Source organism: Vibrio alfacsensis, from assembly GCF_019670485.1.
Taxonomy (GTDB): domain Bacteria; phylum Pseudomonadota; class Gammaproteobacteria; order Enterobacterales; family Vibrionaceae; genus Vibrio; species Vibrio alfacsensis.
The window spans coordinates 1,493,750-1,520,576 of the sequence record NZ_AP024166.1 but is presented as its reverse complement, the minus strand read 5'-3'; the positions used below and the strand labels follow the sequence as shown (position 1 = coordinate 1,520,576).

The 26,827-nt window shown below is 45.2% G+C and carries 27 protein-coding genes; 9 read left to right on the top strand and 18 right to left on the bottom strand.

The window, feature by feature from the left end:
* Positions 1-61 precede the first annotated feature (61 nt).
* A complete protein-coding gene (locus tag VA249_RS21320; RefSeq protein WP_221071062.1) occupies positions 62-835 on the top strand; it encodes a DUF4344 domain-containing metallopeptidase in 774 nt (257 codons plus the stop codon).
* Between the two features lie 38 nt (positions 836-873).
* Positions 874-1,263 (top strand): thiol-disulfide oxidoreductase DCC family protein, encoded by a 390-nt coding sequence (locus tag VA249_RS21315; RefSeq protein WP_221072275.1) that lies wholly within the window; start codon positions 874-876, stop codon positions 1,261-1,263.
* A gap of 200 nt (positions 1,264-1,463) precedes the next feature.
* Here the strand turns inward: VA249_RS21315 and VA249_RS21310 are convergent, their stop codons facing one another.
* From VA249_RS21310 to VA249_RS21290, 5 genes are all read right to left on the bottom strand, one after another.
* Positions 1,464-3,089, bottom strand: coding sequence for an MFS transporter (locus VA249_RS21310; RefSeq protein WP_221071061.1), 1,626 nt, complete (start codon positions 3,087-3,089; stop codon positions 1,464-1,466).
* A gap of 70 nt (positions 3,090-3,159) precedes the next feature.
* Positions 3,160-3,912 carry an SDR family NAD(P)-dependent oxidoreductase gene (locus VA249_RS21305; RefSeq protein ID WP_221071060.1) on the bottom strand — a complete coding sequence of 251 codons (753 nt, stop codon included), beginning with the start codon at positions 3,910-3,912 and terminating at the stop codon, positions 3,160-3,162.
* Between the two features lie 142 nt (positions 3,913-4,054).
* A complete protein-coding gene (locus tag VA249_RS21300; protein WP_221071059.1) occupies positions 4,055-4,357 on the bottom strand; it encodes a hypothetical protein in 303 nt (100 codons plus the stop codon).
* A 118-nt stretch (positions 4,358-4,475) separates the two neighbouring features.
* Positions 4,476-5,228: an SDR family NAD(P)-dependent oxidoreductase gene (locus VA249_RS21295; RefSeq protein WP_221071058.1), complete on the bottom strand. Its 753-nt coding sequence runs from the start codon at positions 5,226-5,228 to the stop codon at positions 4,476-4,478.
* Between the two features lie 168 nt (positions 5,229-5,396).
* The gene (locus VA249_RS21290; RefSeq protein ID WP_221071056.1) at positions 5,397-6,581 is read right to left on the bottom strand and encodes a hypothetical protein; all 1,185 of its coding nucleotides are present in this window, start codon (positions 6,579-6,581) and stop codon (positions 5,397-5,399) included.
* Between the two features lie 235 nt (positions 6,582-6,816).
* Between VA249_RS21290 and VA249_RS21285 the strand changes: the two genes are divergently transcribed.
* The 3 genes from VA249_RS21285 to VA249_RS21275 all read left to right on the top strand — a co-directional run bounded on the left by VA249_RS21285 (position 6,817) and on the right by VA249_RS21275 (position 9,604).
* Positions 6,817-7,695, top strand: coding sequence for a LysR family transcriptional regulator (locus VA249_RS21285; RefSeq protein ID WP_221072273.1), 879 nt, complete (start codon positions 6,817-6,819; stop codon positions 7,693-7,695).
* A gap of 137 nt (positions 7,696-7,832) precedes the next feature.
* The gene (locus VA249_RS21280; RefSeq protein ID WP_221071054.1) at positions 7,833-8,954 is read left to right on the top strand and encodes an OmpP1/FadL family transporter; all 1,122 of its coding nucleotides are present in this window, start codon (positions 7,833-7,835) and stop codon (positions 8,952-8,954) included.
* 155 nt (positions 8,955-9,109) lie between these two features.
* The gene (locus VA249_RS21275; RefSeq protein ID WP_005374458.1) at positions 9,110-9,604 is read left to right on the top strand and encodes a peptidylprolyl isomerase; all 495 of its coding nucleotides are present in this window, start codon (positions 9,110-9,112) and stop codon (positions 9,602-9,604) included.
* A 117-nt stretch (positions 9,605-9,721) separates the two neighbouring features.
* Here the strand turns inward: VA249_RS21275 and VA249_RS21270 are convergent, their stop codons facing one another.
* The 9 genes from VA249_RS21270 to VA249_RS21230 all read right to left on the bottom strand — a co-directional run bounded on the left by VA249_RS21270 (position 9,722) and on the right by VA249_RS21230 (position 18,063).
* Positions 9,722-10,357, bottom strand: a complete 636-nt coding sequence (locus tag VA249_RS21270) for a DUF2268 domain-containing putative Zn-dependent protease (protein ID WP_221071053.1) — start codon at positions 10,355-10,357, stop codon at positions 9,722-9,724.
* A 68-nt stretch (positions 10,358-10,425) separates the two neighbouring features.
* Positions 10,426-11,217 carry a LytR/AlgR family response regulator transcription factor gene (locus VA249_RS21265; protein ID WP_221071051.1) on the bottom strand — a complete coding sequence of 264 codons (792 nt, stop codon included), beginning with the start codon at positions 11,215-11,217 and terminating at the stop codon, positions 10,426-10,428.
* A gap of 15 nt (positions 11,218-11,232) precedes the next feature.
* Positions 11,233-12,255: a sensor histidine kinase gene (locus VA249_RS21260; RefSeq protein ID WP_221071049.1), complete on the bottom strand. Its 1,023-nt coding sequence runs from the start codon at positions 12,253-12,255 to the stop codon at positions 11,233-11,235.
* The gene (locus VA249_RS21255; RefSeq protein ID WP_221071047.1) at positions 12,256-13,602 is read right to left on the bottom strand and encodes a hypothetical protein; all 1,347 of its coding nucleotides are present in this window, start codon (positions 13,600-13,602) and stop codon (positions 12,256-12,258) included.
* A 45-nt stretch (positions 13,603-13,647) separates the two neighbouring features.
* A complete protein-coding gene (locus VA249_RS21250; protein WP_221071045.1) occupies positions 13,648-14,433 on the bottom strand; it encodes an outer membrane lipoprotein-sorting protein in 786 nt (261 codons plus the stop codon).
* Positions 14,426-15,694 carry an ABC transporter permease gene (locus VA249_RS21245; RefSeq protein ID WP_221071042.1) on the bottom strand — a complete coding sequence of 423 codons (1,269 nt, stop codon included), beginning with the start codon at positions 15,692-15,694 and terminating at the stop codon, positions 14,426-14,428. Before VA249_RS21245 ends, VA249_RS21250 begins: the two co-directional genes overlap by 8 nt.
* Positions 15,682-16,380, bottom strand: coding sequence for an ABC transporter ATP-binding protein (locus tag VA249_RS21240; protein ID WP_010453674.1), 699 nt, complete (start codon positions 16,378-16,380; stop codon positions 15,682-15,684). The genes VA249_RS21245 and VA249_RS21240 overlap by 13 nt, the downstream gene beginning before the upstream one ends.
* A 9-nt stretch (positions 16,381-16,389) precedes the next feature.
* Positions 16,390-17,058, bottom strand: coding sequence for a hypothetical protein (locus VA249_RS21235; protein ID WP_215810132.1), 669 nt, complete (start codon positions 17,056-17,058; stop codon positions 16,390-16,392).
* 84 nt (positions 17,059-17,142) lie between these two features.
* Positions 17,143-18,063 carry a LysR family transcriptional regulator gene (locus tag VA249_RS21230; protein WP_221071040.1) on the bottom strand — a complete coding sequence of 307 codons (921 nt, stop codon included), beginning with the start codon at positions 18,061-18,063 and terminating at the stop codon, positions 17,143-17,145.
* 119 nt (positions 18,064-18,182) lie between these two features.
* On the opposite strand from VA249_RS21230, the gene VA249_RS21225 reads away from it, so the two are divergent.
* The 3 genes from VA249_RS21225 (at position 18,183) to rodA (ending at position 21,639) form a co-directional block, all read left to right on the top strand.
* On the top strand, positions 18,183-19,232 hold the full coding sequence (locus tag VA249_RS21225; RefSeq protein ID WP_039973872.1) for an HlyD family secretion protein: 1,050 nt from the start codon (positions 18,183-18,185) through the stop codon (positions 19,230-19,232).
* Positions 19,233-19,242: 10 nt separating this feature from the next.
* The gene (locus tag VA249_RS21220) at positions 19,243-20,244 is read left to right on the top strand and encodes a DUF2955 domain-containing protein (RefSeq protein WP_221071038.1); all 1,002 of its coding nucleotides are present in this window, start codon (positions 19,243-19,245) and stop codon (positions 20,242-20,244) included.
* Between the two features lie 312 nt (positions 20,245-20,556).
* Positions 20,557-21,639 carry a rod shape-determining protein RodA gene (rodA, locus tag VA249_RS21215; protein ID WP_221071036.1) on the top strand — a complete coding sequence of 361 codons (1,083 nt, stop codon included), beginning with the start codon at positions 20,557-20,559 and terminating at the stop codon, positions 21,637-21,639.
* Between the two features lie 82 nt (positions 21,640-21,721).
* Here rodA and VA249_RS21210 read toward each other — a convergent pair whose 3' ends face one another.
* The 3 genes from VA249_RS21210 to VA249_RS21200 form a co-directional block, all read right to left on the bottom strand.
* A complete protein-coding gene (locus VA249_RS21210; protein WP_211918280.1) occupies positions 21,722-22,438 on the bottom strand; it encodes a YebC/PmpR family DNA-binding transcriptional regulator in 717 nt (238 codons plus the stop codon).
* A 137-nt stretch (positions 22,439-22,575) separates the two neighbouring features.
* Complete coding sequence (locus VA249_RS21205; protein WP_128812353.1) at positions 22,576-22,785, bottom strand: DUF3283 family protein; 210 nt, start codon at positions 22,783-22,785, stop codon at positions 22,576-22,578.
* Positions 22,786-23,012: 227 nt separating this feature from the next.
* Entirely contained in the window at positions 23,013-23,210 is a 198-nt protein-coding gene (locus VA249_RS21200; RefSeq protein WP_128812352.1) for a PA3496 family putative envelope integrity protein, read from the bottom strand.
* 462 nt (positions 23,211-23,672) lie between these two features.
* Here VA249_RS21200 and VA249_RS21195 point away from each other — a divergent pair, with 462 nt between their 5' ends.
* On the top strand, positions 23,673-24,140 hold the full coding sequence (locus VA249_RS21195; RefSeq protein WP_221071035.1) for a transcriptional regulator: 468 nt from the start codon (positions 23,673-23,675) through the stop codon (positions 24,138-24,140).
* A 322-nt stretch (positions 24,141-24,462) separates the two neighbouring features.
* Here VA249_RS21195 and VA249_RS21190 read toward each other — a convergent pair whose 3' ends face one another.
* A complete protein-coding gene (locus VA249_RS21190; RefSeq protein ID WP_221071033.1) occupies positions 24,463-26,433 on the bottom strand; it encodes a replication initiator protein RctB domain-containing protein in 1,971 nt (656 codons plus the stop codon).
* Between the last annotated feature and the right edge of the window lie 394 nt (positions 26,434-26,827).

The window sequence follows — 26,827 nt, the reverse complement described above, 5'->3', positions numbered from 1 at the left end:
CGAACGACTTAAAAAGCATGTATAATTTTCAAGCAAACCAACAAACAACAAGATTGCAGAAATGAAAATTTGCTTAGCCTTTTCCTCCCTGATGTTGTTTGCTGCCACAGCATCTGCGAGCGAAAACATTAAAATAGAATATCTACCAACGGAAACGACTGACGACCGCTTTGCTGCACAGGTGATAGAGAGCAGCGAAGTGAATGACACTTTTGTTCAATTGTCTCAAGAACACTTCCTGTTTAATACACCGTTAACCCTCATTTATGGCGGTGAAGATGGGCCATTTTACGATCCCGATACGCACAGCATTCATATCCCGTACACGTTTTATCTCGAATCACTCAACTACTTCACCAACAACAAATATCAAGAACGGTATGGCAAAACACCAAAAGTAGGCGCCCTCGATACCTTACTCCATACTTTATTGCACGAAGCCGGGCACGCTTACATCGCCGATCAAAACATCCCTATATTGGGCAAAGAAGAAGATGCCGTTGATAACTTTGCCACCATTTTGCTGATCGACTACGTCGAAGACGGATCAGATGTGGCGATCAGTGCGGCGGACATGTTTGCGTTCGAATCTGACGATAGGCCAGACTACTACGAATTTGGAGAATACATTGATGAACACAGCTTCGATCTACAACGCTATTCCTCTACTTTATGTTTGGTTTACGGCAGCGATCCAGAGCAATACAAAGCGTTACTGGATGAAGTGGAAAAAGATTATTTGCGCGAACGTAAAGAGTTCTGTCAATTCAATTACCGTAACATCCGTGACAATTGGCTGCATTACTTGCAAAACAATGAACTAAAAGACAAATAATCACGTAAAAAATGGCACAGTTAACTACAGGCCTAACCATGATAAAACTGACCGTATTTTACGATGGCACTTGCCCCTTGTGCACCAAAGAGATGGACGCGCTAAAGCTGCGCGATACTCAACAACAGATCAAAACCATCGACATCTACAGCGAGGCTTTCAACGACTATCCGCAAATCGATCCCAAGCATGCCAACACCATCTTGCATGCCCTCAACGAGAAAGGCGAACTGCTGCTTGGGTTGGATGTGACTCATCGTGCATGGCAATTGGTTGGTCGTGGTTGGTTATATGCCCCGCTGCGTTGGCGTATTTTCAAACCTGCAGCAGACTGGCTTTACCTCAAGTTTGCCAATAACCGCTACCGAGTCTCATATTGGTTAACAGGCACCTCTCGTTGTAGCAATAGTGTCTGTTCTCGCGAATAATGAAAATAAACACATTTATCACCACTGCAACCTAAGAGCAAAGCCAACGAGTCGTACAATCTAGCCGCTCGCTATAACGTTGAGTGCTTTAGAAACAAAGTAATTAAATAGATTGTAATCACAAAGCCACAGAATCGAGTTCAACCTCACATAAAAAACCATGTCACAAGAACATGGTTTTTATAGTGCTCATGGTTAACTTAGTTCTTTTTCTTATCTAGCATCAAAGAATAGGTCGGTAAGCCATTACAAATAAAGATGGATAAAGACATCCAAATCAATAAGACAAACATCGTATATTGAACTGACATCAACCTTGAGTCGGCCACAATATCGAGCACTGACTCCCATTCAGATTGGTCAATCACACTGTTTGCCATCATATCAACTACCATTTCGTTTGAAGAGAACGGGATTAGTTTTTGATCGGCAATGATGTGTTGCGTTTGCACTGACAACGTCGAGTCCTGTAATGCACCTTTTTGGATCTCACCAGTAAATGAAAACAGCATAATAGAGCCTAGAATAGCAACCCCCATTGCCTGTCCAAAGTTACGAAATGTCGCTTGAATCCCCCCTGATTGGCGAGCTTCTTTTTCTGGCAATGCATCTGTAACTACCAACGATGATTGAGAGGCCACAATGCCACAACCTGTGCCGAAAATAAGCAACGATATATACTGCCATGCGGTAATACCCTCAACAGAGAAGCCGAAGAACATCAGTAAAATACCTGCAGACACCAGGACAAATCCTAACTGAGTGACACGTTTACATGATAGACGACTCAGAGTTTTAGTTGTTGCAAGCGAACCAATGATCATCCCGACCGCAAAACACACCAATGCTGATGCAGACTCAATTGCATTGAAGCCAGCCACGAGCTGCATGTAACTCACGTTAACGAACGAAGTGAATCCAAATAATAGGAAGACTGTCGCACACAAGTAGAGACCTCGCAGTACCTGTGGGTTGGTTAGAAAAACCTGTGGCAACAATGGGGTACCACCAGATCGCTCAAAACGTTTCTCCCATTTAATCAAACCGATGAGAATTGCAACCCCAAAAAGAACACATGGGATAGCAGGAGAAACGCCAAACAACTGAAAATCACCAATCGGTTCGACAAGCCCCCACTCAGAAATCTTCAAAAGCCCCGTAACGAAAAACGCCAAGCCTATCGCAGCAGCAGCAATACCAACGACGTCAACTCGACCTTTAAACTTTTCTGAATCGATATTTGGAATAATGGCAAACACAGCGATAGTCAAAGCAACGCAATAGAGCCCCTGAACCGCAAACGCCGCTCTAAATCCAGCAAGGTCAATCATGACACCAAAAATAACAGGTGCGAGCGCACTTGCTACGCCAAGAAATGCCGCAATAGCCGCAAACGCAATCGCTTGATCTTTCCCTTTATAGATACCTGCTACATTGGCAAGAACAGCAGGTATCAGCAAACAACCAGCGATACCACAAGAAAAACGGGCCACGGCATTCAACACCATCATATTTGGTGCGACAGCACTGACGAACGCAGACACCGCCATTAAGCCAGCACCAATCAACATTTGGCGTTTCCAACCAATAATCAGTCCAGTTAAACCACCAGTGATCATACCGGCAGCAGCAACGAGAGGATAAATCGCATTTGCCATTTGGATCTCAGCCATCGACGCATTGAATAGGCCGATCATCGCTTCAGTCGATACGGCCAAACCTGCATTGTCTGACATGGTTGAGAATTGAGCTGCGAGCAAAACAAACAGTGGGAACCACTTTTTCATGCCGACATCTTCCGATGCTGATAGAGTAGTAGGATTCATAACAAGCCCCTTATGTTTTTAGGAAAAAAGTGCCGCGATTGCGGCACTGAACTAGGAGTAAGAAATAGGATTAACGAATCAGATAACCGCCATCTGCTGCGTAGTATTCACCAGTGATGAAGCTTGCTTTATCTGAACTTACAAAACTAACCAGGTCAGCAATCTCTTGCTCTTCGCCCAAACGACCCATTGCATGAAGTGCTTTTAGCCCCTCGACTTGTTCATCATTAAGAGCTGCGGTCACTAATGGCGTATTCACGTAAGCCGGACCAACACAGTTCACGCGAATATTTTCTGCCGCATGATCTAGAGCTGCATTTTTAGTCAAACCCACCACCGCATGTTTCGCTGCGACATAAGCACCAGCGCCTTGGAAACCACGCTGGCTGAGCACAGACCCAATGTTGACAATGCTGCCACCACCATTCTTTCGCATCTGCTCGATTTGTGCTTTCATTCCATAAAATACACCGGTGAGGTTCACATCCATCACGAACTGCCAACTATCCACAGAGATATCGCCCGTTTGATGTAAGTCATGGCTCACACCAGCATTATTGCAGGCAATATCCAAGCGTCCGTACTCCGCGACAGCTCGCTCAACTAGCGCCAAGTTATCTTCTAAATTCGCAACGTTCGCATATTGGAAACAAGCTGTGCCACCAGCGGCTAAAATGGCTTTTACCGTATCCATCCCACCTTGTTCGTTAATATCCGATACCACCACTTTGGCGCCTTGCTGCGCGTAATCGATGGCAATGCTTCGTCCGATCCCTGAACCTGCACCTGTAACTACTGCAACTTTGTCATTTAGCATTTTCATAATATTTTCCTCGCAAATGGATGAAGCAAAATCGTATTGTTTGTTGATGTAGTCATAGTAGTTTTAAGGACTAAAAGGAGCGAGGAAACCCAAGATTTACCAGTTGGAACTTGATATAAGATGCTGTTTATTAAGGTTAAATCTATTTACCACAAGACAATGGATAAACATTTAGAAAGAAAAGTAACGTGGATTTCGGTGCAGAGAACAAGCCATAAGACCAATAAGAAAAAGGCCATTCATTCTGCAAAGCACTTAGTGTCAGGCACTGAAAATAATCGTCCTCTTGAGTAGAAATCTCAGGGGCAATATAGAAATGTGAAAAGTTGTCGATATAAGCGTGTGTGAAGTCATTTTTTGATAAATCCAAAAACTGACCAAGCGCATTCACTGGTCCTGACACCATACTAAGAACAATCAAAAGAATGAGCGTCGCTTTTTTCATACCACCACCTGTATCCTCTCCATATTTAAAATACGGATAAAAAAAGGTCAGCACAGCGGCTGACCAAAGAAGCGAATAACCGCTTGTTATGAAACTAGAAATCCAAACTAATCGTCCTTTAGATCGCGAGATAACCACCATCAACGTTGTAGTATGCACCATTGATGAAACCCGCACGATCTGAGCCAAGGAAAGCGACCAATTCGCTGATCTCTCGAGGCTGACCAATACGGCCAATAGGATGTGCGGCAAGGGTTGCAGCTGCACGCTCTTCATCTGCATCTTCTGTAATCATTGGCGTAGCAATAACACCCGGAGCCACCATGTTGATACGGATACCGTATTTTGCGTAATCCACCGCATAGGTTTTGGTTAAACCAACCACAGCGTGCTTAGAAGCGATGTAAGGAGCACAACCAGGTACAGCAGCTTTACCAGCGATGGATGACGTGTTAATGATCGCAGGGTTCTCAATGCCAGCCGACAAGAAGTATTTGATTTGCTTGTTCATTGCCAATGCCACCCCACGGACATTGACGTTAAAGACTGTATCGAACAAGTTCATATCTTGATCTGCACCTAAGTTACCTGTATCTCCGATGATGCCAGCATTATTGAAACAAATATCGACTTTGCCAAACTTCTCGATAGCCAGATCAATCATCTTTTGGTGATCGCTTTCAGACGTCACATCCGCTGTGGTAAAAAAGCAGTTATTATTATCTTCACATATTGCAAGAACCTCAGATGATACATTGATATCACCCGCAATCACTTGCGCGCCCTCAGCCAAGAAGAGACGAACACTGTCAAGACCAATGCCAGATGCTGCACCCGTGATTATTGCTACTTTATTACTTAGTAGAGTCATAGTTTTGCCCTCAAGATTGATGTATTTTTGAACTACATTCATCTTAAACAATGGCTCATAGCAAAACGAGGAAAGGCAATATTTACCAACCGGAAATCACTATATACAAGTGATTTTAAAACAAAAAAGCAGGCTATCTCAGCCTGCTTTTTATATCTAACCTATTCATCATGCTGGATTATTCGCATGATAATTTTCAACGAAACGGTTAAATGCGACGTTAATTTCTTTAAACGCTTCAAGCGCATTATCCGGAGTGAACGCTTTGTACTTCCACTCTATACCAAACGTTCGCTCGATGATTTCTACGGTTAAATCCGTCGCGATCATCGTTCCGTCTTCACGGATCTCCTTAAACCCTTCCGCCACATTACCCGCTTCATTCACCTTAACCATTTCTTCGAGTGTAGTTCCCTCTGGTACAATCACTTCAACACCGGAGGAGCCCACTCGTGCAGGATAACACCCCGGCAATCCTTGCGGTGCAGGGACATTCATCACCTCATTGGTATCGAATAAAATTGCACGCGCAATCGCCACACCGTGTGCTGCGGTTTGTTCTTGATCCGCCAATCCAGCCTCCGCTGGCCATGTGTTTTCATCAATCATCTGCGGGAAAATATCGTTTTCAAAATCAAGTTCTTCTGTCACATTGCGCCCTAGTACAGCGACATCAATGTAATACGGGATGTTCTGATTAGTACCAACAAACATCAGCGGCATGATGAGTGAATGGTGACCAGCTAAATGGATGCGAACATCAGTTTGCTCAACACCGTACTTGCGAGCAATGATTCGCTTCAATGCTGGCTCGCCAAGCGCAAAATCTCCTAATCCACAAGTCGGAGCCAATCCTCTAGATTTCAACGCTACGTGCAAGAAATCACATCCAGAACCATTGATAACCTTGGTTTCCTCTAAACCTGCGGCATGCAATGATTTCATTAAATTCACTAGCAACACCGCATGCCCCGGAGCCCAAGGGCGTAATCCTGTACCTACAGGATTTGCGTCATAAATCGTTTTCGCTATTTCTAGTGGAACCGAAGTACGAATTTTTCCAGCAGCAAGCAAGCTCGCTAGGTGAATAACAACATCCGGTTTAATTTCACGTAACTGAGCTGTCGTCGATTCTAAATCCATTAGATCCATCACAACAGGCGTCACATTTGGATATGGCTTTTCAGGATTAGACCACATCGCATTGTCTTTGATACAACAAGCTTTATGCTTGATAAAATTGTCTCGAATATCTCCAAGATACAAATCAACACCCGGTAACGCAGCCACCAAATGCGCTGCAAATACACCTACGCCACCAACACCTGTAATCAATACTCTTTTATTGCTCATAGGAACCTCTCTACCTGGAACTCGAACGTTGCGAAATAAACACCTCTACGGTGTGCTTTGCGTTGAATCCAATATATAAACTGAGAATAAAGTAAGCGACGAAACACAGCATTTCCATATCGGAAACCTCACTTTCATGGAGTTTTGCTACCGCTATCTCACGGTTTAGTTTTTTGTGTTTTTCTATAAAAAAATGACGCTATGCTGAAAACAGAAAAATTGAGAGAGGTAAATGATGAATCTCAACTTGGATATTCAAAACATTGTCGTACTTAAGAAAATGTATGAATTACGAAATGTTAAGTTGGTTGCAGAAGCGCTAGGAAAAACATCCGGAGCGATCAGTAAGAATCTTACAAAGTTAAAATCACAACTTGATGACCCCTTATTTATTCAAACCAAGCAAGGATTTGAACCCACAGCGTTTGTTGAAGCAAATATGGATAACTTTGAAAATATTCTGAGTTATGCCGACTCAATTAAACACCGAGAATTCTCCCCACATACGTTACGAGAATCTGTTTGTATTTATGCTAATACACTATTCTGGGACCGATTTGGAGACAGACTTTATCTCGCGTTAATCCAAAACGCACCTCATGCGAAATTTTCTTTCCTACGTTGGGATAACAGCGCAAAAAATCGCATGATAGATGGTGAAAAGTCCATTGCAATTCATAGCTTTGATGACTCATTGCCTCAGTCTATAGCGCAACGAGAAATAGGTAGTGACAAAGCGGTATTTTTCGTTCGAAACAGCCACCCCGCACATGATATCGATACTTTGGTTAAATATCCGATGGTGGTGCTCAAAACACCTGGATGGAACGATCATAAGTATAAAATGCTTGAAAGGCTGAGTAATGTTGGCTATCACATCAACCCAAGAGTTGAAGTAGAACACCCTGTAATGAGCCACAAAATTGTTCTGCAATCGGACCATTTCGGTTTAACCATGACTGACAATGTTCCTGAAGGTTGTCGAGTTATCGACCTACCCAATGTTCAGGGATTTGATGTCACCTACGTAGTTAGTTGTAGGCGTGCACAAAAAAATGACCCCCTCAATCAATGGCTATTTGATACGATTTCTTCGGTGATAACCTCACAATAACTTTCCTGCAATCTCATCAGGAAACCAATTTGGTAAATCTTGAGTTTCCTGTATTTCTTCCTTTTAATGCTCTTAATCTTTGGTTGCTGAACGTTCATTTTCTGCATACAAAATCCAAAGATTAAGAGGAATTTTCGATGAAAATCTCTAAGACCGCACTCGTGGTATCCACTTTATTTTCGAGCAATGTTTTTTCAGGTGCGATCGCGCTGCCTGAAGTGGCGACCTTTGATAGTGTTTCTTCGGCAGGGATTGCCAATTCAACCAATCGCTCGGATGCCTCTGCAATAATAACCAGCCCTGCCGGCTTATCGGCTATCGATGACTTGAGCTTATCTATTGGCATTCAATATCTTGATGCTGCATCAGCACACAAAGGTGAGCTTTACGAAGAGTACGTCACAACTCGAGGGAAAAAACGGACTGTTTTACCAAGTGCCGCCTTTGCCCAGCGCCTCACAGATAAGATTGTGATGGGCATTTCTCTCCACGGAGAGGGCGGCCTCGGAATGAAATACAGCAACGGATTGATGGGTGGAGGTGTTTACAAAGAACAATCCGTTGAAGTTGCTAACCTACATGTGGGGGCAGCATATCAACTGAGTGACCAGTTATCTCTCGGCGGCGCGTTGGTTGTACAAAACCTAAGTGCTGAGATTGATATTCCATCATTGATGAACAGCGATGACGATTCCACACAAGCCTCCTTTATGCTATCAGCAATGTATGATTTCAATTCTTCAACCTACCTAGCCGTAAATTACAAGCATGGGGTCAAGCACAAATTAAGGCTCAATGTTGATGATTTAACGGTAAATAAAGATTTCAAATGGCCAAGCATTTTAACCTTGGGGCTTAGCCATCAATTTGATGACCAATGGGGTATGAAGTTACAAACGGGCTTCGAAGAGTGGAAAGAGTATGGCAAAGTCGATGGTCGTAAGATGAAAAACGTTTACCACCTCGGCGGTGCAGTCAACTACACCCAGGGCGCATGGAAGTACCAAGCGGGAGCAAGATACGACAGCAAAGCTATGAATGACTACGATGCAAAGCCAGATTTACCGCTCGTCGATCAATGGGCAATAGGTGCAGGGCTTGAATACACACTCAACAATAAACACAAAATTGGTTTAGCGTATGAATACCGTGATTTGGGCACACCCGATGTGTCTTATTCATTCACAGGGGGAAGTGACTATATTGGGAAAATGACCACACACCGACTGCATTTCCTCAGCCTTTCTTACGCGTTTTGACTTACGAACTATTTACCAACAACTACTATTTTCGGCTTTAAAGTAAGGAGTGGATGAGGTAAATCATCCACTCCACCTCTTTCTAAGCATTCTATTTTTCATTAATCAGACAACGTATAATGCCGCCAACTTAGCACCTACAAGGGCAAAACCAGATGATTATTATGACCACCAATTTCGGTGACATCGAAATTGAACTGAACCTAGAACGAGCGCCAGTTAGTTCAAAGAACTTCAAAAAATACTGTGAAGATGGCTTCTACGACGGCACCATTTTCCACCGCGTTATCGATGGTTTTATGATCCAAGGTGGCGGTCACACCGAAGACATGGCAGAAAAGCCAACACGCGCCCCGATCGCGAACGAAGCAAACCGTGGTCTAAAGAACCTTGTTGGCACTATCGCAATGGCGCGTACCGATGCACCGCACTCTGCAACGGCACAGTTCTTCATTAACTTGGAAGACAATGATTTCCTAGACCACACCGCAACTACCAACCTAGGCTGGGGCTACGCCGTGTTTGGTAAAGTGACCGCGGGTATGGATGTCGTAAACCGCATCGCAAAAGTGAAAACAACTTCTAAGCTTGGACATGATGATGTGCCATGCGATCCAATCATTATCGAGAAAGTGACGATCAGCGAATAAGCACATTCACCTCTTTGGAGAAGTCGTCACTATAAAACGATAAAAGCGCCTAAGGTCTTATGAGTTAGACGCTTTTTGTTTTTATGACTCAGCCTATTAGTTTGGCTTGTGCCGGAGTTATTGATAGAAAAGCTCGGCTTTTGCTCCGACTAAATCAAGCTCAGAGCCTTGAAAGTCCACCAGATATTCAGCGACAAGGTTGTACCCAACCCAATACCCCATGTATTTCGGCCAGCGGCTTTCATCGCTGCCAAGAAAGTAAGCGTCGAAGTTGTAATCTAAGCTGGTCAGCTTGTCTTTCATCTCAGCATAGAAAGGACGCCAATCTTGCTCTTTGATTTGCTCAAACAAGCTCGGAGTGACGCCGCCATTCACCTTACGTTCGAAATGACAAGCTAACCCTTCCATAATCAGCACATCACCAAGTGCAACGCCATTCTCTCCCGCTCGCATACGGAACAGGTGATGCAACTCATGCGCTAACACCGCCGCTAGTTCTTTCTCAATAACGTTTTTAATATCAGCACGTTGAGTATCAAGCAGAATCTCTACACGATAGGCACTTAAGCAATAGCCACCAATCCCCGTCTGCGGTACGTCATTGCGATCAAACGGGCTAACAGTCAGGTCGACGTTACTCAAATCAAAGTAACTAGAAAGTGGTGAGCTCAGATCATCAAGTTTCTGATGCAAATACTCAGAGATTGGAGACAACTCACCTGTCGCATTTAAAAGGGTTACGCGATAACTCATTTATCTTCCTTGATAGTTTGGGTTAAAAGCAGCGAGTTTACAGTGTAAAGAGTGAGCAATTCTAGCGATTACATCCCTTTAAACAAACTTTGAGATGCACGGCTCACAGCGAGCTTGTTTTCTCCAACGTGAACAAACATTCTGCCAGCAAAGTCTTTGTTTACTTTGCTAATTTTGCACACTTGCACCACGCTTGAACGGTGCACTTGCCAGAACTGTTCTGGGTTAAGCTGCCCTATCAACTCTTTCAACGATGTGCGAATCAAATACTCCTGCACTTTGCCTTGTCCTTGTTGGGCATACACAGAAACGTATTTTTCTTCCGCTTTGAAATACAGCACATCAGATGTGGCGATCAGATGAATATCTTCCCCTTGCGTCGCTTTGATCCACTGAAGATACTGCGGCGTTTGTGGCGCGGATAATTGCTGCAACTGTTCTAACAGGCTGCTCATCTGCACATTGCTGCTTTCTTGCTCTCGCTTGGCAAGGCGTGCTTTCACTCTTTCACAAGTCATCAGCAGGCGCTCATCCGAAATCGGCTTAAGCAGATAGTCGGCAGCATTTTGCTCAAAGGCTTTGATGGCGTAATCATCGTACGCGGTGACAAACACAATCAAAGGTGGATTGGCGAGTTGGTTGAGCTTTTGCGCTAATGTCATGCCATCTAACACTGGCATACGAATATCGAGAAACGCAATGTCAGGGTGGCTTTGCTCTATGGCTTGTAACGCTTGTTCGCCATCCGCGACCTTAGCGATCACCTCTAGCTCTGGCCACACTTCAGCTAGGCTTTTATCAAGATGACGCCTCAATAGCGGTTCATCATCAGCAATAATGGCAGTAAACCCTGTATTCATTCCTTTCTTCCTTGATTACGATTCCATTGGCCAGCTCAGGCGAACACATACGCCACCCTGAGCAGACTCACTGATAGAAACCTCTCCTTGCCCGGCGAACAAAGCTTCAACTCGCTGCTTGAGATTACTTAAACCGACGCCTGACCCCATGTGACCACTCACGTGATTTAAGCCAACACCTGTGTCTCTGACTTCAATCTGCAAGTTCTGTTGTTCGCGCTTGATGAGCAAACTGACTTCGCCGCCCTCTCGCTTTGGCTCAATACCATGAATGATGGCGTTTTCGATTAAAGGTTGGAGCATCATCGGCGGTAACTCGGTTCTGCCTAGTCCCTCTTCCACCTCAATCTTGTAGCTGAGTCGGTCACCTAAACGGGTTTGCTGGATGCCTAAGTAAGCCTCAAGTAACGCCGTTTCATTGTCTATGGTGGTGTGTTCTTCACGTGAGCTTTTAAGCGTTGCACGCAGCAGCGCGGTTAACTGTTCTAGCATCAGCTTGGCTTTATCGACATCTTGCGACATGAGCGCGCTGATATTTGCCAAGGTATTGAATAAGAAATGCGGCTCAATCTGGCTTTGCATCTGCTTAAGCTGACTCAGTAATAGTGCACGATCTTGCTCTGCTTTCTCGCGTTTGATAGCTTCCAACTCTCGTTGAGCGATTGCATGTTGCTCGCGTGAGTAGAAATAGAAAAAGCACATGGCGCTGAATAACAATCCCATCAGACCAACCGACAGCATACTTGAGATACCGAAGTATTCCCCAAGCCAAAGCTGGGCGTTCACCACACCAAACAATAGGCAAGCCGTCAGTGAGATAGCCACTTCCGCCAAACGAGGAATGGTAGGAAACAGGCGGTCGACAAGCCATGAGAAGAAGATAGCCGAATAGCCAAATCCAAAGCTAACCGCCACATGAATGTAGAATGGACCGCCCCAAACCGAGAGCGTCATTGCTGCAATAAAGAGACAAAATGCCGTGGTCACTAATAAGCTACGCGGCCATCCACTTTTCACCACTGATTTTGCTGAACACATTTAGAATTTCCCTTTGATATTAAATACAATCATATGCTTATCATTGATTTGTGCGTAAGCAGATTGGTCGTCTCCGGTTAAAAAGCGTGCGGCAACTTCCACTTCTATACTTTGATCGCCGGTATCAATCCATTGGTAGTTAAGCCACTGCGTGACAATCACACCGCCATCTTGTGGCGACAGCATCACATCCAACGTGGGGGTTACATCACTTAGCCAGCCCATATCTGCTTTGCCGTTCCATGCAGCCCACGCTTCCACATCCCAACTCCAGTGCAGCATTACGTTATGCTGAACGATATTGGCATGCTGAAACCCTTGGGCATAGCTTGTCGCAAGTAGAGCGCTGCTAGCCAACAAAGAGTTGTTAGGATCAGGGATCTGAGAGAGTAATTCGCCACGCTCTATTGCTTGTTGCCATTCGCCTTTCGACCATGCACGGCTGTCGTACCAATATTCAGCAATCACGTTGTGTCCGGCTTGGTTTGTCCAGTTCAATCCAATTAAGGCTTGGAATGCACTGCCCTGCTCCTCAACCGAAACGGGTCGGTAAAGATCATCCTGCTGAAACTGATAGCCAACACTTTGCTTTTGCCACAGCATGGAACCGTGCATGGCGATGGATTCATCCCACACGGCAATGGCACTGGCTCCGAGTAAACCTCGGCGCACATCATCGTAATAACCAATAAGTTGATACTCGGTATCACCCACCAGCGCATAACGACGAATACCAACACCTTGTTGCTCTGCGGCTTGATCAAGTGCACTTTGGTCTTGTTGCCCCCAGCTTGAATCCGTTGCAATCACCGTCCACTCGCCTGCCATATCGTAGTGTGAAAGTGAAAACACACCCGCGCCCTCTTCTGCGACTAAGCCAACAGGGTTTTGTCGATAAGGCTTAAACAGATCCAAAGGTCGGTAGCCATAACCCACGCCCCAATCCACGCGCAACTTACCCAAACTCACATCAAGAGTGGTATCACCGACTTGCCACTCCCCTAGCCAAGCCAACTCTCTAATCAGCAATTGGTTATCAGCTTCACTCCACCAATCACTCTTTCCTTGTTGATTGAGGTACAAACCTTGGCTATACAGAGCGAACAAACCACTGAAATTTTGATAGTTCACCTGCACATCCAAGAGTGCATTAAGTGAATCACGAGAACTGCCCTGCGCCTGCATAAATGCGCTATCACGCTGCTTGGCCGTTTCGTAACTGACAGCCCAATCCCACTCAAAACTCAGCTCATCATTGGCAAAAACTGGGGCTGCTGCGCCCACACACAACGACGCAGCAATCAACAAACTGGTGCTTTTGTTAAGGTTAGGCTGGTGCGATTTCATGTGACTTCCTTGCTCGTTTTCATGGTTCTATTTAAGGCGTTCAGGCTAAAGCTGAGTCGTATTGGCTTTCGGCAAATAGCTTGGGTTGTAGAACTTGTTGTCCAGCTGCCAAGGCACGATCTCTTGATACTCGATAACGGTCTTTTTGCTCGGCTGAATGCTATCAAGCAAGGTCATCTCACTGACGTAGTCTTCACCGTTGTCGCTTGCACGTCCGTATTGCGCTTGCTTGGCGAGTTTGCCAGAGCGCAAGTAAAGATCAGCTTTGATTGGAAACGCATCTTGCTCAGACAACCATAAGTCGATCTTCTGATAACTCGCCCCTTTGGTTTTCGCGGTTAAAGCAAGATGATAAGCCGCGACACTTTCCCCGTTCACCGAAACGGTTTCTGTCGCTTTCCATTCACCTTGATAATCTTGGCTCCACGTCAGGGTTGAGATGTCGCCGATAGACGCTTCCCCAAGCAACTTCTGCATTGGCGTAATGCGAATCGGGCGGCGGCTCTTTGGCATTTGCAGCCAGTAGTTGTCGCCCATCATCAGCATCTTTTGCCCAGCTTCGACTGCTGATTTGAACACCACCAGCGATTCACGATTTGGACGCGTGTACACGTGGTAAAGGCGGGTTTTATCTAACTCTTGGTCTTGATATAGGCGCACCAGTGACACCACTTTGGAGGAGTCATCTTGCAAGCGGTAGCTGTCGGCTTTTTCAATCAATTGCGCGACTTGCTGTGCATCTAGCGCGGTTTCATTCGCACTGGCATTCATGCTTGCAACGCCGCTTGCCGTCAGCAGTGCAATTGGTAATAGTGATTTGAAATTAAACATAAATCAGTGCCTCCGTAATTGGCTTGTTCACCCCTTTGCGTGCCGAGAAAAACGCCGCAACCAAACAAATCATCAATACTGCAAATCCCGCTATAGCTACCAGCTCCCAAGAGAAGTAAATCGTTAATGGGTAACCTTCTGTGCGTCCTGGCGGTGGCGGCATTTGCACATCCACGACCATCAGTAAGACGGTGACTAGCGCCGTAAACAAAGCACCGATTAAGCTGCCAATCACGGCAAGTAACCCTGCTTCGCGCAAGAACCCAGCAATAATTTCGCGAGGGTAGCTACCAAGTGCTGACAAGGTGCCAATTTCACGGGTGCGTTCCGTTACCGACATGGTCATGGTGTTAAACAGCGCGACAAATACCACCAGCGCCATCACTGCACCCATGATGCCGAAGATACGGTCGTACAAATCTTTCACTTTGAGATAGAAGAACGCACGTTCTTGCCAAGGCGTGATCTCAATATCTTGCTCGCCAAAGTTCTGCTTTTGCTTACTCAGAGCCGAAGCCACTTGTTGCTCGACTTGGCTCGTTAAACTGGTATCGAACAGGAAGACAGATAACGCACTGACTTTGTCTGAGCCCAACAACGATTGCGCACTGTTGATGTGCACGTACAGCTGGCGTTTATCAAGCTCAGGCACGCCGGTTGAATAGATGCCACGCACTTTGAAGTCATACGCATTCAATGCACCGTCGGTTGTGGTCGCCAGCAAGGTAATCCAATCGCCAACGTGCACGCTTAGGTTGTTCGCTAAATCAACGCCAAGCATCACTTCTGGCTCTGTAGGGTCATAACGCGATGCATTAATGTTGGACAGCGTTTGCCCTTCGCGCACGTCCAAAAACGGGCCTTTCATATCAAATTCTCGTTCGTTCACGCCAATGCCGATAAAGATCGAGGACTTGTTGCCGTTGGAAATCAAACCACTGAACTCAACTCGTGGCTGCACGCCTCGCACTTCATTCAACCCAATCAATTGCTTGGTGATGTCGTCTGCATGAGTTAACCCGTTACTCAGCGGCATCTCTTCTTCTTTAGCGAAATAACCTGGCGTGGTTAACGTCAGATGCCCCGTGTCACGTGCTGTCGATTCTTTCAAACTGTCGTAGGTGTACAGACCAAAACCACCCGCACAGGTTAACGCAAACACGGCAATGGCGATGATCAGCATCGACAACAAACTGCGGCGGCGATTGCGTTGCAGGTTCAACCAAGCAAGGCGAACCGAAACAGGAATTAGCTTGCCCATGAAACCTCCTCCACACTTGCGTGCGTTTGGGTAATTTTGCCGTCCACCAATTCAATGGTGCGATCGCAGCGAGATGCCATACGAGGGTCGTGAGTGGCGACGATAAAAGTGGTGCCAAGCTCGTGTCCGAGCCCTTTCATAATGTCGATGACCTTGTTGGCAGTTTGACTATCAAGACTTGCGGTTGGCTCATCGGCAATCACCAACGCCGGTTTGTGTACTAACGCACGAGCAATTGCCACACGCTGCTGCTGACCGCCCGACAAGTTATCGGGCATGTGATGAATAAACTCACCCAAGCCAACGTGTTCTAGCATTTGTGTGGCGAGCTCGGTTTGTTCTGCTTTTGAAAAGCCGTTGAGATGCAGCGGATAAGCCACGTTCTCTAACGCTGTCATCACGGGAACAAGGTTGAATTTTTGGAACACAAAGCCAAGCTTTTCACGGCGCATTTTCGCCGCCTGCATTTGCCCAATTGGGTATGGGCTACCTGCAAATGTCACCTGACCTTGGTATTGAGTATCCAGCATGCCAAGCACGTTAAGTAAGGTGCTTTTGCCTGAGCCCGACGGTCCACACAATGCCACCATTTCGCCTGCAAATACTTCACCAGACACGTCTCGCAATGCACGCACGGTTTGGCTGCCAAGGGCGTAATCGCGACTAAGTTGATTAAAAACGATCATGACGCCTCCCTAATATTTCGCTAGCAGCGCTTTCGCGGTTTGCGTTTCTAAATTGCTGTCACCCAACTTCTCCATTTGCGCTAACCATGTTTTGGCTTGTTGGACATCTTCAGCGCGTAGTGCTGCTTCAATGGCGTAGCGATAAATCCACGAAGTAGCCGCGAAAGGTTGTTGGCTAAAACTCGGCTCATCGAGCAATGAAAGGTACAGCTCATAGCCACGCTCAAAGTGATTGAACATGTCAGGTAGAGAAGTAAATGTGGTGGCTGCCATGGCGGTGGCTAGTTGGTATTCCGGCAAACCTTGTAAGCGTTGTTGTTCTTGCAGTGGTACTGGCTGATTCGCCATTAGATCCAAACCTTTTTGGATAGTGGCAAGACCGCGCTCGGTGAACTTCATCTTGTTCCAAGGCATAAACGCCTCACGACCTTGCAACGTTTCAGCACTGCCTAAATACACCAAGGTCACCGGCGTTGCACCTTGCTCTTCGAGTTGTTTGGATAATTCACCGTAAACGGTATCAACTAAGCCAGAGTCACCCTGCGCTGCTTGGTTGAATTGACTGAGTGTGCGCTCGCTTGGATTAGCCAGAGCCAAATTGCTGCTGAGTGCAAATGCGGCGATAAACGTACTTGCCAGTTTAAGAGCTTTGATTGAGCGAGATTGAGAAACCATCATGTACTGTCCTTAGTTGAACGTGATTTGATGGTTTCAGATTAAGGGAGAAGATCGCACGCTGCTTTTGCATGCGACCAATGGCAGTTATGCGGAGTGAATGGTATTGAGAGAGGATGAATGGTTTTGTGTTTCGGCAGCCTGCAATATCGCCTCAATCATTAAGCTGAGAGCCTTAGGCTGGTAGTTGCGTTGGCGATAAACCAAATAGGCTTGGCGATCTCCACGGTTATAGGACTGCGCGACTTGCACCAGATTCAGCTCAGGTTTCACATGACGAATGGGAATCGAGGCGATCCCCAAGCCGTTTTCCACCGCTTTGATCACTGCAGTTATGTCATTGACCACCAAGCGCGGCTTACAGCTGAGCATGTCCACCAGCTTGTCTTGTTGGTAGATAGGCACTTGCGTAGTGTGCGTGCTGGCGACCCAATCTTGCTTAGCTAAATCCTCTAAGCTTTCAATACTTCCACCCGCTTGCGCTAAGTACTCTGGGCTAACAAAAAAGGCATGTTCCGCTTTAAACAACGGGCGAGCGATCATGTCGTCTAACCCGTCCAATTCGAATGTCACCACCAGATCACGATCGGTTTCTGGAATCGAATTCACTTGGCTAAGCAGAAGATCTATGGTCACTTTGGGGTAGGTTTTGATGTAGTCCTCAACCACCTTATCAACCAAGTCATTATAGAAGCGACTTGGCATCACCAATCGAATTCGCCCTTCGACTTGTTGGCTTTGTTGGTTGAGCTGCAAGATACCAGATTCAATCTGCGCCATCGCACTGCTAAGCTGATCAAACGCCTGTAAGCCTGTCTCAGTTGCCACCAACTCACGTCCCTTCTTCTCCAACAATCTCAATCCTAAACGTGCCTCCAGCGCCGATAAACGACGAGACATGGTAGAGACTGGCAGTCCGAGCTTTTTCGCTGCCGCTAGCAGAGAGCCTTGCTCAACCACTGAGCAAAACAGGTACAGATCATCAACGTTTCCAAATATGGAATTCATACTTCTTCCATTGGTTATTTTTTCCAATTTTAGATAAGTATAACCTAGCCCACTTAGAAAAGAGACCCGAATATGCCGTGAACGCGGCGCGTAATAACGAATGAATACTAGGTACAGACGTGAAAGAAAATTTTTATAAATACGCGATATACACTGTTTTTTCAGCGGCAGCTTTGTTCTCCGCTTTTTTAGTCACCTCAGACAATGTTTCCCCTTTCACCACCCAAGCGACACTGCATCGTAATGTCGCAACCATTGCGCCGGAGGTATCTGGCGTGATCACAGATGTGATGGTGAATAACGGTGAATTGGTTGAAAAAGGTCAGCCACTGTTTGCTATCGATGCCAGCAGTTACCAATTGAAAGTGGCACAAGCGAAAGCCGAACTGCGCCAAGCGCGTGAATCAGATTCCGCGAAATGGCAACAATTGGCAGCAGCGAAACAAACCCAAAGCCAACGCGAATTCGAATACCACAACGCCAAGCAAAAACTGGCGCGTAACCAAAAACTGCGCAATAAAGGGCTGGCAACCGAGCAAGAGCTCGATGACGCGATCACCAATACACAAGTCGCCAGCAGCGCGGTGGAAGCGGCGAACGCAGAAGTGAAACGCATTGAGGCAGAGCTTTCTACGCAAGACCGCACAGCGGCTATTGAATTGGCAGAAGCAAAACTTGCCAGTGCGGAGCTGGATTTAAGCCATACCCAAATCGTGGCGCAAACCGAAGGCGTGGTGACTAACTTACAACTGCAATCAGGCAGCTACATCACACAAGGCACAGCATCTTTGATGCTGGTGGACGAAGCTCATGCGTGGATCAGTGCTGACTTCAACGAAAAAGGCATTGATAAGCTAACTAATGGTCGCGAAGTGTTGGTGTCCTTCGATGCACTACCGGGCAAAGTGTTTACTGGTGAAGTTAGCAGCCAAGAGCGTGCGATTTACGATACCAACAATGCTAATGGGCAGCTTTCTAGCGTGACCAATGATACTCGTTGGATCCGTGAGCAACAGAAAGTGCGTACTCGTATTACGGTTAACGAGTTGGATCCTTCGATGATTTCTGGTTCACGAGCAAGTGTGATCGTTGAAAGCGGCAATCCAATCATGGATGTCATTGGCTCGGCTTGGATTCACTTGGTGGCGATGTTCCGCTACATCTACTAGGGGGTGAACCATGTGGACTTTCGAAAGCCTGTTTCAAAGTCGTTCTGAGCGCAATGAAGCACTGCGTGTCGCCCTTACTGTGACAATTTGTATGGTGCTGGGCAAACTGCTGAATCTTGATTCTCCAGTTTACCTGGCGCTGTACCCAACCATCATCATGACCAAGAACAAAGACTATTCTTGGCTTGGTTTGCTTCGCACCTTGCTACCGACGTTATTAGCAGCAAGCACAGCATTGGTGGTGACCGAAGTGTTTTCACAGCATCCATTTGTGGTGTGGACCATTAGTTTGTTCTTCTTCGATTTTATGCGCCGCAGAGCGACCACGCCGCCGAAGAAAGGTCAGATGCTAATGCCAACCTTCAACTGGATTCTGATTGTGGTGTTTGCTCAGCACACCACCATGGACATGCCAATGCGCATTCATGAAATCCTGCTATCGATGCTGATAACTATGGTCGTCGCAAAAACCATGGTGACTCTGTTCCCTGTAGAACGTGGCGGCAAGCCACCAGCATTTGAAGAAGAACCTATTACGTTCGAGAACCGAGCGATTTCACTCGCGTTGATTGGTCTTGGTGTGGCGTTCTTGATGATTGTCGACATCATTTCAGCAACGTTTTGTTTAGTGCCAGTGATTGCCGCCGCAACGCAAACCACACACAAAAGCTTTATCGATGTGGTTGACCGTCGTTTTCAAACTCAAGTGGGTGGCTGTGCATTAGCTGTAGTGTTCACCTTACTGATGGCTGGGCATCAGTCCACGTTCGGTTACTACACCATCGTATTGGGTCTGCTTGCTTTTATGATCACCGCATCAATGGCAAAAGCGAAAGGTCCTGCCAAAGATATCCATGCTGATGCGCTACTTGCAACCATGCTGCCAATTCAGCTTTATATGACCAGCAATGAACTCGGTTTAGAAAGCACTTTTCTGCGAGCTTGGGAGCTAACGATTACGCTATTTATCCTCTATGCCTTGTATCGTATTACGCACAAGCAAATCGCTTAATATCTCGCCTCAAATACCCGCTTATTTGAGGCACTTTTCCTGTATGCCTTTCCCATCTTGGCTGCGCGGTTTATTACAAAATCCGAGACGATCCTATAAAAAGTGTGGCGCAAATCTTCAGCCTAGTGTATATCCATCCCACTATTTTCCGACTTGCTTGCTCTTAACAGATAGCATCGCTCTTTCTTTTCTACCCCACCTTTGCGTCGCGTCTGTTATTTCCCAATTGGATCCTTAGCATTGGAATAGATTGAACTTATCAAGTTCTGGTTTTTTTCGCCCTAATATCAGGGCGTTATTAGGTTGTAGAAGATGAATAAGCGTTTCTATCCTAGGGTTGATTTTCCACTACTTATGGCGATCATTCCAATCATGCTTCTCAGTTCACTGACTCTTTGGAGTGCCAGCGGATTTAGTGAAGCTATGCTGTTTAAACATTTGGCGCGTTGTGCGTTAACTCTGGTGTGTATTTTGGTCATGTCCTCAATACCGGCAAGTAGTTACCAGCGCTCAGCCCCGTATCTTTATTTCGTTGCCGTGGCTTTGTTGGCTGCCGTCGCATTATTTGGAGACAGCACCAATGGTTCTCAACGCTGGTTAGATATCGGTTTTTTCCGCTTTCAGCCATCGGAGCTGATTAAGCTATCGATTCCAATAATGATTGCTTGGATACTGCACATCGAAGGCGGCAGACCTGACATTCGAAAAATTGCATTGTGTTTAGCGATCACCTGTATTCCTGCAGGCTTAATCGCTCTGCAACCCGATTTGGATGGCGCGATATTTACCGTTATTTATGCTTTATTTGTGTTGTTCTTTGCCGGAATGAGCTGGAAAATCATCGGTGGATTTCTGGTGAGTATTTTGACACTTGTACCGATTTTATGGTTTTTTGTGATGGAGTCTTATCAGAAGAGTCGTGTCACCCAATTCTTAAATCCAGAATCAGATCCACTAGGTTCAGGTTACCAGATCATTCAATCACTGATTGCAATTGGTTCCGGTGGTATGAAGGGCAAAGGCTGGATGAATGCCACCCAAGGCACATTAGGCTTTATTCCAGAAAGTCATACTGACTTCATTTTTTCGACGTATGCGGAAGAATGGGGCTTTATTGGTTGTGTAGTGCTATTGGCCCTGTATTTGTTCATTACAGCGCGTGTGATGCTGTTAGCATGCCAATCTGAGCACTTCTTTGGCCGTCTAGTTAGCGGCGCACTCGCAATGAGCTTCTTTTTGTATGCCTTTATCAATACAGGCATGGTCAGCGGTTTGTTGCCAGTAATGGGCAGTCCACTACCGTTCTTTAGCTACGGTGGTACGGCGATGCTGACTCAAGGCATTTGTTTTGGTGTGATCATGTCGCTATGTTATTCCAAGTACCGAAACACCTAAACGCTAGTCACATAAAAAAGACAAACAACACGATCAAAAAAGGCTTCCCTCGGGAAGCCTTTTTTACAACTGGAGAACCGAATTATAGTTCGCCGTTGTGGTATACCTGTTGAACGTCGTCACAGTCATCTAGAAGGTCAAGGAACTTCTGGAATTTTTCTGCGTCTTCGCCTGTTACTGGCGTGTTCGTTTGCGGTACGAATGTGATTTCTTCAACGTCGATCGTTAGATCTGGGAATGCAGCGTTAAGCGCCGTTTTTGTTTTGAAGAACTCAGTGTGAGGTGCGAATACAGTGATAACACCGTCTTCTAGCTCAACGTCAGTAACGTCCACGTCTTCCATCATTAGCGTTTCTAGGATGATTTCATCATCTTCGCCTTTGAACTGGAATACCGCTTGGTGATCGAACATGTGAGAAACAGAACCTTCAACACCAATTTTCGCACCCACTTTAACAAAGCATTGGCGAACGTCTTGGAATGTGCGGTTACCGTTGTCTGTTAGACAGTCTACGATCACGCTTGTGCCGCCAGGGCCAAAGCCTTCGTAACGTGCTGGAGTGTAGTCTTCACCACCGCCGCCGTTCGCTTTGTCGATCGCTTTTTCGATAACGTGTGCTGGTACTTGGTCTTTTTTCGCTTTTGCGATCAGGTGCTTTAGAGACAAGTTCATGTCTGGATCGCCGCCACCGTTTTTCGCACACACGTAAATTTCTTTACCGTATTTGGAATAAACTTTAATTTTCGCGCCTGCTGTTTTCGCCATAGAGGCTTTGCGCACTTCAAAACTTCTTCCCATCGGGATGTCTCTCTAAATTTAATTTTAATGCGAAGGATTTTAGCAAAAAGCGAAACCTTTTCAATTTTCACTTCCGCAAAGGAATGAGGAGGAAACCTCAATCATCGCAATAGTGTTCGCTATTGCGATGGTTCGCTTTACGCGACACCCATTACTCGTTTGTACTTTTCGACTGACTGTTGAAAAACAACTTTTTCATCAGCATCGTTAATCATAGACAACTGTTCTTGGATCGCCTCAGGGCCACATTTAGCCTCTTTGAGTTTCCAAACCAAAAACGACGCTTGTTTATCAAGCTCGATCTTGTTTTTCTCGTTAGGCGGTAACAGGGAAAGATTAAACGACATTCACAGCCTCAAGGTACCTAAAATTACTAGCCGCGCACTATAACACATGGAGTCGAGTTAACAGAAGTGAAACGCACTGATCTTGATCAAAATCGAGCCGTTTCAAGCGAGCAAGCTGCAATTTCCTCCTTTGGAAGTGAACGGTATCTCAAAAATAGTGATGACAACCAACTAAAAAATAAAAAGGGTAGCCAACAGACTACCCAATGTTTTTCTCTCTAGTGAAATTAGTGAATCAAGCCAAGCTCCCTTGCTTCTTCCATACTCAAACCGCTTTCACGGATCTCGCGTAGCGCTTCTATGCGTCTTCTTGCTTCTGCTGATTTCACTGTCTTTTCAGGCTTCACAACGATTTCTTCTTCAGGAAGTTCCCACTTGTGAGCAATGTTAGTCATCTCTTCATGGTTGATAGAATTAATGGACATATTTCCTCCGAACACACCATGTTTTCGATGAGTAATCTATAGCAAACCCTAATTGCGGAAGTAAGCAAAACTGTAGCGAAATGTGACCACTCCCGACCTTTCATCAACTCGTTAATAGATTCATCATTTAAGTTTTGCAAACCCCGTGATGAGCGATTAAATTTGAGAGATTCCCCCTAAAAAAAGTGAGCTGATCCAGCTCTCATTTTTCCATTCACAATTTACTTTTCTCGAACGAAAACTTACTCGTCTCAACCTATTATTTTGCAATCCGTTCTTTTACAGCGACTGATGTCCCCATCACTTTCACCATGATTCATCCACTCGCGAAGCCAATCCACAGTTGAAGATAAAGCTCAACCTTAATTACGTTTAGATAATAACAACCTGTGATTTGGAAACTTAATAAAAAGTGATCCAGACTATTTAAATAACGTCATAACAACGGAATAAGGCTACCTCATGGATTTGATAACATGGCAAGATCGTCTTTCTGGTTGGCATAGCAAGCGGAAGCATGATCAAGTAGAAGAGTTAGAAATGATCTTATATCAGGTTCCATCATCGGTTTTTGGTCCGGATCTTACTGATGCACAAAGTAAAGCCCTAGCGTGTTGGCTTGATGGTTGTCTGCGCCTCTTTCAACAAACAAGGTACCAACACCATCACAAGGCATTTCAAACTCTGCAATACACCTGCGCCAAACTCGAACAAGCCGCCATTCGGCCGACGAACAATTTGCATATTCGAGATTGGTGTTTAAGGCGTTTACAACACTTAACGGTTTTAGCCTTAGAGTTTTGCAGTCAACAAGATGATAAAACCGTTTGGAAGCAACAGGCAACAAAGGTGATCCAATCCCATATCGCGCTCATGCGATCGTTAAACTGGAATGAATCTGGGAAGCATGATCATGGTTTATGCCATTAGTCCGAAAGAATGATCAAGGTAAGGTGCCATCATCCTGAGCAGACTAATTCAAATGACTGGAATTTTAGACAAAAAAAAGCGAGTTCCTTAAGGAGAAACTCGCAAAATCTATTCAGAATGAATGTAACAATATGAGCCAATCTATTTAGTCATCAGAAAGGACAAAAAGGTTGTCTATTCGAGATAAATACTACCGAGCCCCTACCTGTTAAATGTCAGTGATTTGTAAGAGTTAAGTCTGATTTCCATCAGTGCAAACCCTTGTTACATCCTGAATTAATTCGCCACACTTTTCTTTCAAAAACCATTGAAACAATAAATATTAAATTGCCATTTCATCAAGTGCACGAAATACCATTTCATCCATATGCCCTTCAAAGATTTGTCGACACACTTTTCGGCGAACCGCCAAACCCGCGATCAATCGTTCGATTGTCAAATGTTTCACATTATTTTGACCATTAAACAACTCGACTGTCTTACTTAGGGTTTCGTACGGGATAGGATCATCTTCAACTCTTAACCAATCAAGCTTATCAATGAACTCAGAACACTCCTCTTTGATTGAGGCATAGGAATGCCCTGTCATCGCTGATAAAGCCGTTATACTGCGTTCTAGAGCCTCTGGAGAGGTATATTTAGACAAGGTTATGGTTATCTCGTCTGCGTTGATCTCAACCAGGTGTTTTTTCTGTTTAACCCTACGACCCAAATTGCCACGCGGAGACGGTGCTTTGCGTTGAATAGGCTCAAATTCGCCGTCTATGATGCCTGACAGCTCGTCTAACTGTTGTCTGGTGACCAACTCATTACGCAGAGGGTTTGGCAACGTAGGCGCCATATTGCGCTTACCCGCATTGGTTGTACGCGCGCGTGAATAACGAAGAACCTCTTCAACATCACATTTGATATCCACTTGGTAATCCATCACTTTGCCATTTTCGATTATTGTTTCGATCGTCAGGTGATAACCCCACAAATTGACGACGAAAAGATCCTCTGTCCCTTTACCATCCGATAACCGTTTGAGTTCACGGATCAAATCCATAGAAAAACGTCGCCATTCAATGTTTCGGGCTAATTTTTGGTTCAACTCACTTAATAACATGCAATCTGTATGTCTACGAACCATCCGACTTCGGAAATACGAATACAGCTGGAAGACAAGCGTGTGTTGTTTCAAGATTTCTGGAGGAAACAAGAAGAAATAATCACGAGTAAGCAGCTCTTCGTAGAATGATGGCTCCCAAACCAAAATATACAGATTTGGCTTAATACGAATTTCACCATCCGCCCCCTCTACTGGGGCTTCTTCTGAAGCAGTAATGGTGCGCGCAATAAATCGGAACCGATCACTCTTAAATCCCTCAGGCATATTTTCACTTAACCAACGACCTGTCAGCTCGTGCAATTGAAAATCCGTAAATTCGATACGATCAATGCTGTCTCGAATGGAGTCACGTGCCGGGCCACTGTCTTTCTTGCCACGTAATGACAAAATATCCGTGATGTACAGTGGCGTTTTATTTGGTACATGAACAGAATCCATTTGATATTGATCTTTGTGATGATCGTGATATTGAACCGTCAATGTAAACAAGGCAAACAACGTCATGAGATCATCAACCGTCATGATGTTTTTTGACGATCGTGTTTCTATCACCGCTTTGGTGCCAGAGATCGAGACCATGGATTTTTGATAACTTTTACGCGTTCGTGGTGGCGCAAGTGCTTGATCAATGATCCCGGCCCAATTGGTTGGTGAGACAATAAATTGATCCGCTTCATCTTTCATCATTGGCGGCGTATTAAGGCCGTGCTCATTGAGCAAGCGTTTATTCACTTGCGTTTGAGCGAGTGCTTTAGAGCGTTTTTGTTTTTCGCTTTGACGTACTTTTTCGGTGACGAGACTCGTAGCACCAAGAACGGAGATGAGTTGGTTTGGATTGACAAACTTGTGTAGCATGGTTTTTCCCGCCAAGCCCTCTTCGAAGCGAACAGGCGTTTGCGTAAATAACCCGATATTAACCGCTGCTCGTAGCCGTTGTTGCAATGCTGCTCGAGTTAATTGACCATCTGTCGCTCCCACAATTTCAGTGGTTGAAACGAGACCATCTTTGCTACTGAATCCGCGGAGTGAAATTAAATTCAGCAATTCCAAAATGCTTTTAGTGACCCCTTTGAAGTGCTGATATTGTTCTACCCAATCGGCAGAAGATTCACTTACCTCAAAAAGGTGGCCATCCTTATGGCTTCTTGGCGCTTTAATCAGAATTTTTTCATTGCCTGTCATTTTAGATCCAGATCACACTAACCGTAGTTTTGCTATAGTTCCGAAGAATAAAGAAAAACAGATCATAAATAAAGAAAAAATCTTTGTTTTTTAAATAACTGATCTTTTTGATTAAACTGATCTTAATTGATTATATGATCTAATGATCTGGTTGATTTTGTCGGCGTAAGTTGTTGTTTTTATGGTGCATTTTGTGAGCGCCTCTCGGAACCATGATCATGTAAATACTGAAACGATGATCAAATGATTCGAGAAAGCATGATCATAAAACGCCGTAAGCATGATCATTAAGTTCATGAAAAGATGATCAAAACAGCGTTGAAACGATGATCATCATGTTTATACAACTTATCCACAGATATGGATGAGTGAAGTGATAAAACGTTTCGTCATG

Coding starts and splice junctions, on each gene's coding strand:
- VA249_RS21210 (WP_211918280.1), bottom strand. CDS start 22,438: ATGGGAAGAAGTTTTGAAGTGCGCAAAGCCTCTATGGCGAAAACAGCA.
- VA249_RS21275 (WP_005374458.1), top strand. CDS start 9,110: ATGATTATTATGACCACCAATTTCGGTGACATCGAAATTGAACTGAAC.
- VA249_RS21230 (WP_221071040.1), bottom strand. CDS start 18,063: ATGAATTCCATATTTGGAAACGTTGATGATCTGTACCTGTTTTGCTCA.
- VA249_RS21265 (WP_221071051.1), bottom strand. CDS start 11,217: ATGAATACAGGGTTTACTGCCATTATTGCTGATGATGAACCGCTATTG.
- VA249_RS21190 (WP_221071033.1), bottom strand. CDS start 26,433: ATGACAGGCAATGAAAAAATTCTGATTAAAGCGCCAAGAAGCCATAAG.
- VA249_RS21220 (WP_221071038.1), top strand. CDS start 19,243: ATGTGGACTTTCGAAAGCCTGTTTCAAAGTCGTTCTGAGCGCAATGAA.
- VA249_RS21320 (WP_221071062.1), top strand. CDS start 62: ATGAAAATTTGCTTAGCCTTTTCCTCCCTGATGTTGTTTGCTGCCACA.
- VA249_RS21290 (WP_221071056.1), bottom strand. CDS start 6,581: ATGAGCAATAAAAGAGTATTGATTACAGGTGTTGGTGGCGTAGGTGTA.
- VA249_RS21250 (WP_221071045.1), bottom strand. CDS start 14,433: ATGTTTAATTTCAAATCACTATTACCAATTGCACTGCTGACGGCAAGC.
- VA249_RS21280 (WP_221071054.1), top strand. CDS start 7,833: ATGAAAATCTCTAAGACCGCACTCGTGGTATCCACTTTATTTTCGAGC.
- VA249_RS21300 (WP_221071059.1), bottom strand. CDS start 4,357: ATGAAAAAAGCGACGCTCATTCTTTTGATTGTTCTTAGTATGGTGTCA.
- VA249_RS21240 (WP_010453674.1), bottom strand. CDS start 16,380: ATGATCGTTTTTAATCAACTTAGTCGCGATTACGCCCTTGGCAGCCAA.
- VA249_RS21260 (WP_221071049.1), bottom strand. CDS start 12,255: ATGTGTTCAGCAAAATCAGTGGTGAAAAGTGGATGGCCGCGTAGCTTA.
- VA249_RS21295 (WP_221071058.1), bottom strand. CDS start 5,228: ATGACTCTACTAAGTAATAAAGTAGCAATAATCACGGGTGCAGCATCT.
- VA249_RS21245 (WP_221071042.1), bottom strand. CDS start 15,694: ATGGGCAAGCTAATTCCTGTTTCGGTTCGCCTTGCTTGGTTGAACCTG.
- VA249_RS21305 (WP_221071060.1), bottom strand. CDS start 3,912: ATGAAAATGCTAAATGACAAAGTTGCAGTAGTTACAGGTGCAGGTTCA.
- VA249_RS21270 (WP_221071053.1), bottom strand. CDS start 10,357: ATGAGTTATCGCGTAACCCTTTTAAATGCGACAGGTGAGTTGTCTCCA.
- VA249_RS21205 (WP_128812353.1), bottom strand. CDS start 22,785: ATGTCGTTTAATCTTTCCCTGTTACCGCCTAACGAGAAAAACAAGATC.
- VA249_RS21310 (WP_221071061.1), bottom strand. CDS start 3,089: ATGAATCCTACTACTCTATCAGCATCGGAAGATGTCGGCATGAAAAAG.
- VA249_RS21200 (WP_128812352.1), bottom strand. CDS start 23,210: ATGTCCATTAATTCTATCAACCATGAAGAGATGACTAACATTGCTCAC.
- rodA (WP_221071036.1), top strand. CDS start 20,557: ATGAATAAGCGTTTCTATCCTAGGGTTGATTTTCCACTACTTATGGCG.
- VA249_RS21235 (WP_215810132.1), bottom strand. CDS start 17,058: ATGATGGTTTCTCAATCTCGCTCAATCAAAGCTCTTAAACTGGCAAGT.
- VA249_RS21195 (WP_221071035.1), top strand. CDS start 23,673: ATGGATTTGATAACATGGCAAGATCGTCTTTCTGGTTGGCATAGCAAG.
- VA249_RS21315 (WP_221072275.1), top strand. CDS start 874: ATGATAAAACTGACCGTATTTTACGATGGCACTTGCCCCTTGTGCACC.
- VA249_RS21255 (WP_221071047.1), bottom strand. CDS start 13,602: ATGAAATCGCACCAGCCTAACCTTAACAAAAGCACCAGTTTGTTGATT.
- VA249_RS21285 (WP_221072273.1), top strand. CDS start 6,817: ATGAATCTCAACTTGGATATTCAAAACATTGTCGTACTTAAGAAAATG.